This window comes from Hominisplanchenecus murintestinalis (genome assembly GCF_943193015.1).
Classification (GTDB): domain Bacteria; phylum Bacillota; class Clostridia; order Lachnospirales; family Lachnospiraceae; genus Hominisplanchenecus_A; species Hominisplanchenecus_A murintestinalis.
In genome coordinates this window covers 1-3,750 of the sequence record NZ_CALPCM010000089.1, presented here as the reverse complement: position 1 = coordinate 3,750, position 3,750 = coordinate 1, and the positions used below count along the sequence as shown (strand labels likewise).

Sequence of the window (3,750 nt, the reverse complement as noted above, 5' to 3'; positions counted from 1 at the left end):
TGGCTCATTCATCTGAGATATGTAACTAAAAAATCCTTGAAAAATAAGGAAAAAAGACTTGACTAAATAGGGAGGATTGGGAATATATACGCGGGCATGTGGAGAAGGAGAGACTGGAGGATTTTAGGAAATATGTCCATAGCCAAAATCCGGTATATGAAAAAAAGAGGGAGCGCCTGTTAGGGGGCACATGCAGTTTTAGCCCATCGAAATTGGTTGTACGTGTTTCAGATAAAATAGGGAAATATCATCCTGGAATTAAGCTCGTTTTTGTCAGACAAGCGTTCGCATTATCATCCGAATGACAATATATGTAAAAAGTATTCTAAAGAATGTACTAAAAATAATTTTGTTAAGATAGCAGTATAAAGGGGCTGAACGGAAAAATGGTAGAAAAAGAGCATGTGCTCAAATTGTTGAAACAGAATCAATCATTTGTGGTATTTGGAAAAGAATTTGTTTTTGCATTTACATGGGATGAGAAAAGGGGGATGTATGAAGAGTACAGAGAATATAAAAAGTGTGGATGGGAAAAAGGTGATGATATCATGCAGGTGTTTTTTGAAGGGCGTGCGTTTGAATCGTATTTAGAAGAGGGTGAGATTTTAGTACATGAAGTGGATGGGAAAATTGAGAATGAAATTGTTGCAAATTATATAAGAAAAGATTATCAAGAGCGGAGTAGATATCTTTTAACGAGTAAGAAGAGGAATAAATTTGCAGCGCTTATACAGGACAATAAGAAAGCATTGAACATAGATAGGGCAGAGAAGCTAGAATCCTGCTATAATTTGCGCCCACAACTTCCAGAGGAATGGAGAAAAAAAGAAATTGGAAAAAGAGAGGGGTATTTACTGACAGTTTTTTTCCATGTAAACACATATAAAGGAAAAATGGAATCTCTTTTAGAGTTTCTGTAACATTTGACATGGGACTTTTTTATTGTCCAGAAGCAAAAATGGGAATTATGCAGTTTGATAGAGAAACCCCTGATGGAAGATGGTACTGGCTGAAGTAAAGCAGTGGTAGATACATAGCAATAAATAGCTTTTTGGATACAAATAAAAAGAAACTTAAAATGGTAAGGTTTGTATACGCCGCTAACGGGAACCTGAAAAGTGAGGCAGACAGAATCCTTGAGAAGAGCACAGAATATGCCTATGACGTGGGGAACCGCATGGCACAGGTCGTCCAGAAGGAGAAAATGGTTTATTGAGGCACAATGAATAGTGACTCGTGAGATAAAGTGGAAAGTACAACAAGGGAAGTGAGAAAAAATATGGAAAATATAAATGTATTTTTAGAAAATCACAGAATTGATGAACTGGTTACATATGTACAGCACCTGCCGAAATCAGAGCAAAAGGAAACAACGGATTATTTGTTAAGCAAATTGAAGACAAGTTCCGATGGAAATAGTAGAAATATGCTTGCTATCATTTTAAGTGATTTAAAATGTCAAGATGCCGTAGAGATATTGATGGAACTTATTTCTAAACCAGAATTAGAGAATAATAGGGGGTCTCTGGTGTATGCATTGGAAAACCTAGAGTGTGCAAAGTATTATAAGGAGTTGCTTCCATTGTTGTTTAAGGGGAATTTTGAAGTCAGAATGCAGATTTATTCTGTTATGCAAAACATATTTCCTCAATTATGTGAACAAGAACAAAAATGGTGTATTGATTATGTAGAAAGACAATTGGAGGAATATGAGTGTATATTATCGCAAGCTTATGATTTGTATGAGAATGTGATAGGAGGTGAATTGAGTGAGTAAAATTTATCCATGAGACGGCGCAGTGACGAAGTACACGTACGATGCAGAAAATAAGCTCACAGGGCGGGGCAGGAAAAGTTTTTAATGTTCAATTAAAGTCAGGCTGGAGTGGAAATTAAAAGTAAGAACAGGAAGCAGTAATGTGAAATTCAAGGATAAGAGTAGTAATTGGGAGTATATGTGCTTTATTCATATAGAGCATATATACTCCGAAGATATTATTAGATATTTGAATAACGCTTAAAATGTTATTAAATAAAAGGGAAGGAAAAAACATGAAGATAGAACAAGTGAATTTTAGAAAGAAATCAAGCGATGAAAAAATATTATTACTCATGATAGTCGGGGCATTGACGGCATTGCGGGAAAGAAAGGTATCTGTAGATGAAATGAGTTATTTCCTATTTCATCCAGGAATGATATCAAAGCTGAAACAGAAACATTGCCGTAAAGAAATACTTAGAATTGTGCGGGAAGGGTGTGAGTTAGAGGATATAGAAGATCTTGTTCCAGAAGCTTTGCCGGAAGCAGTAGATGAACTTTACAGGAGAGCAATGAAACTATTAGGTGAAATGGAAGAAGAAAAGCGCCATGTATGGGTAAAGATTAAAAAATAATTTAGAAGCAAAATGTTTAACAAGAAAAAAGAATAAAAGATTTGCTGGAAAAGAGAGAATTGCCAGAGGTTTTGATTTATCAGGAGATAGAGTTGGAAAAGGGTTTTGGCGGAAAGGGAAACAAATGGATTTACATAAGGAAATGTTAAAAGTGATGGAGCAAAAGAAATTTCTTACTATATACGAAAACGGCAATTTAGAAGAAGGGTATACAGGGCTGGTTTTGCAAACATCTGATAATGAGATTTTAATGAAGAATATAGATTTTTATGGCAACGAGGATGGATATTGTGTAAGAAGAATTGAAAATATTGTGTGCTACAATACTGGAGGAATGGACATATATCGTAAAAGGCAGTTGTGGGAAGAAAAAAAGCATAGCCACGTCATGGAAAACTTTTTTGTGGAAGAAGAAAATTTGATGACAGGAATGCTCGCGTACGCAATAAAAAACAGGGAACCTGTCTTTGCTTTCTGTGAAGAGTGCGTGTATGCGGGGTGGGTGTGTGGTTATTCGGATGAGATAGTGATTTTAAATGAATTAACGCCGTATGGAGAAGATGAGGGTGAGTTATGGCTGAAGAGAGAGTATATTGACGCTTTGGAGACAGGGTCGCCTGATTTACAGATTAGAAAGAAATTCTGGGAAAAGGAAGTGCCAAAGTGTGATGGAAGGCCAGAGAAGAGCTTTTACAGGAAATTAAAGAAGTATAAAGGAAGTTTGCAGTTGTTTGAAATTTATGCAGACAGTGATTGGGAAAATTGTTATGTAGGGACGATAGAATATGTGACAAAAAAGGAACTTGCAATAAAACATATCGATTCCGAGGGACATTATGATGGTTATGTAGTTCTTACTTTGGAAGCAGTCATGTGCATATGCCAAAAAAGCAGATACCTTTCTAAAATACAAAAAAACAATAAATGTGATACGACTCAGATAAAATTAGAGATGGATGGAGAAAATCTGTCAGATGAAGTGTTAAGGTTTGCACAAAGAAAATCTTTGCCAGTTTTTCTGGAGATAGGGACGCAGGGATATTACGGCGATATAGAACAGTGGACAGAAGAATGGATTCAGTTGAGAGCAGTGGATTTATTAGGAAATGGGAAGGGGACATTTTGGATACTGAGGGAATGGATTGACAGGATTTGGGTAGATAACCAGATATTGCGAGAGGTTTGGCAGATGGCCTGTGATAAGCATGATTTAGTGCGGATTTAGTGAGCGCGGAACAGATGGTGGAAAGCGCTCCGGGCGATGGTGCGTCCGGAGCGCTTGAGGCTGTAAAAAATCTTGTGTCTATGGATTTTAGACTTTCCTGATAAGAATTAGATATGTAAGAGGTTTTTGTC

Annotated in this window: 5 protein-coding genes; all 5 read left to right on the top strand. The window is 36.6% G+C overall.

Going from position 1 to position 3,750, the window contains the following annotated elements:
* The first annotated feature begins 437 nt into the window (after positions 1–437).
* The 5 genes from NFR99_RS14815 to NFR99_RS14795 all read left to right on the top strand — a co-directional run bounded on the left by NFR99_RS14815 (position 438) and on the right by NFR99_RS14795 (position 3,619).
* Positions 438–920, top strand: coding sequence for a hypothetical protein (locus NFR99_RS14815; protein WP_251354032.1), 483 nt, complete (start codon positions 438–440; stop codon positions 918–920).
* Between the two features lie 158 nt (positions 921–1,078).
* Positions 1,079–1,216 (top strand): hypothetical protein, encoded by a 138-nt coding sequence (locus NFR99_RS14810; RefSeq protein ID WP_158604892.1) that lies wholly within the window; start codon positions 1,079–1,081, stop codon positions 1,214–1,216.
* A gap of 30 nt (positions 1,217–1,246) precedes the next feature.
* Entirely contained in the window at positions 1,247–1,777 is a 531-nt protein-coding gene (locus NFR99_RS14805; RefSeq protein ID WP_135976843.1) for a HEAT repeat domain-containing protein, read from the top strand.
* A 275-nt stretch (positions 1,778–2,052) separates the two neighbouring features.
* Complete coding sequence (locus NFR99_RS14800) at positions 2,053–2,394, top strand: DUF3969 family protein (RefSeq protein WP_158604893.1); 342 nt, start codon at positions 2,053–2,055, stop codon at positions 2,392–2,394.
* Positions 2,395–2,518: 124 nt separating this feature from the next.
* Positions 2,519–3,619, top strand: coding sequence for a hypothetical protein (locus tag NFR99_RS14795; protein ID WP_135976842.1), 1,101 nt, complete (start codon positions 2,519–2,521; stop codon positions 3,617–3,619).
* The last annotated feature ends 131 nt before the right edge of the window (positions 3,620–3,750 follow it).

Excerpts from the sequence above, each read along its gene's own strand:
- NFR99_RS14810 (WP_158604892.1), top strand. The coding sequence starts at position 1,079 with ATGGTAAGGTTTGTATACGCCGCTAACGGGAACCTGAAAAGTGAGGCA.
- NFR99_RS14795 (WP_135976842.1), top strand. The coding sequence starts at position 2,519 with ATGGATTTACATAAGGAAATGTTAAAAGTGATGGAGCAAAAGAAATTT.
- NFR99_RS14800 (WP_158604893.1), top strand. The coding sequence starts at position 2,053 with ATGAAGATAGAACAAGTGAATTTTAGAAAGAAATCAAGCGATGAAAAA.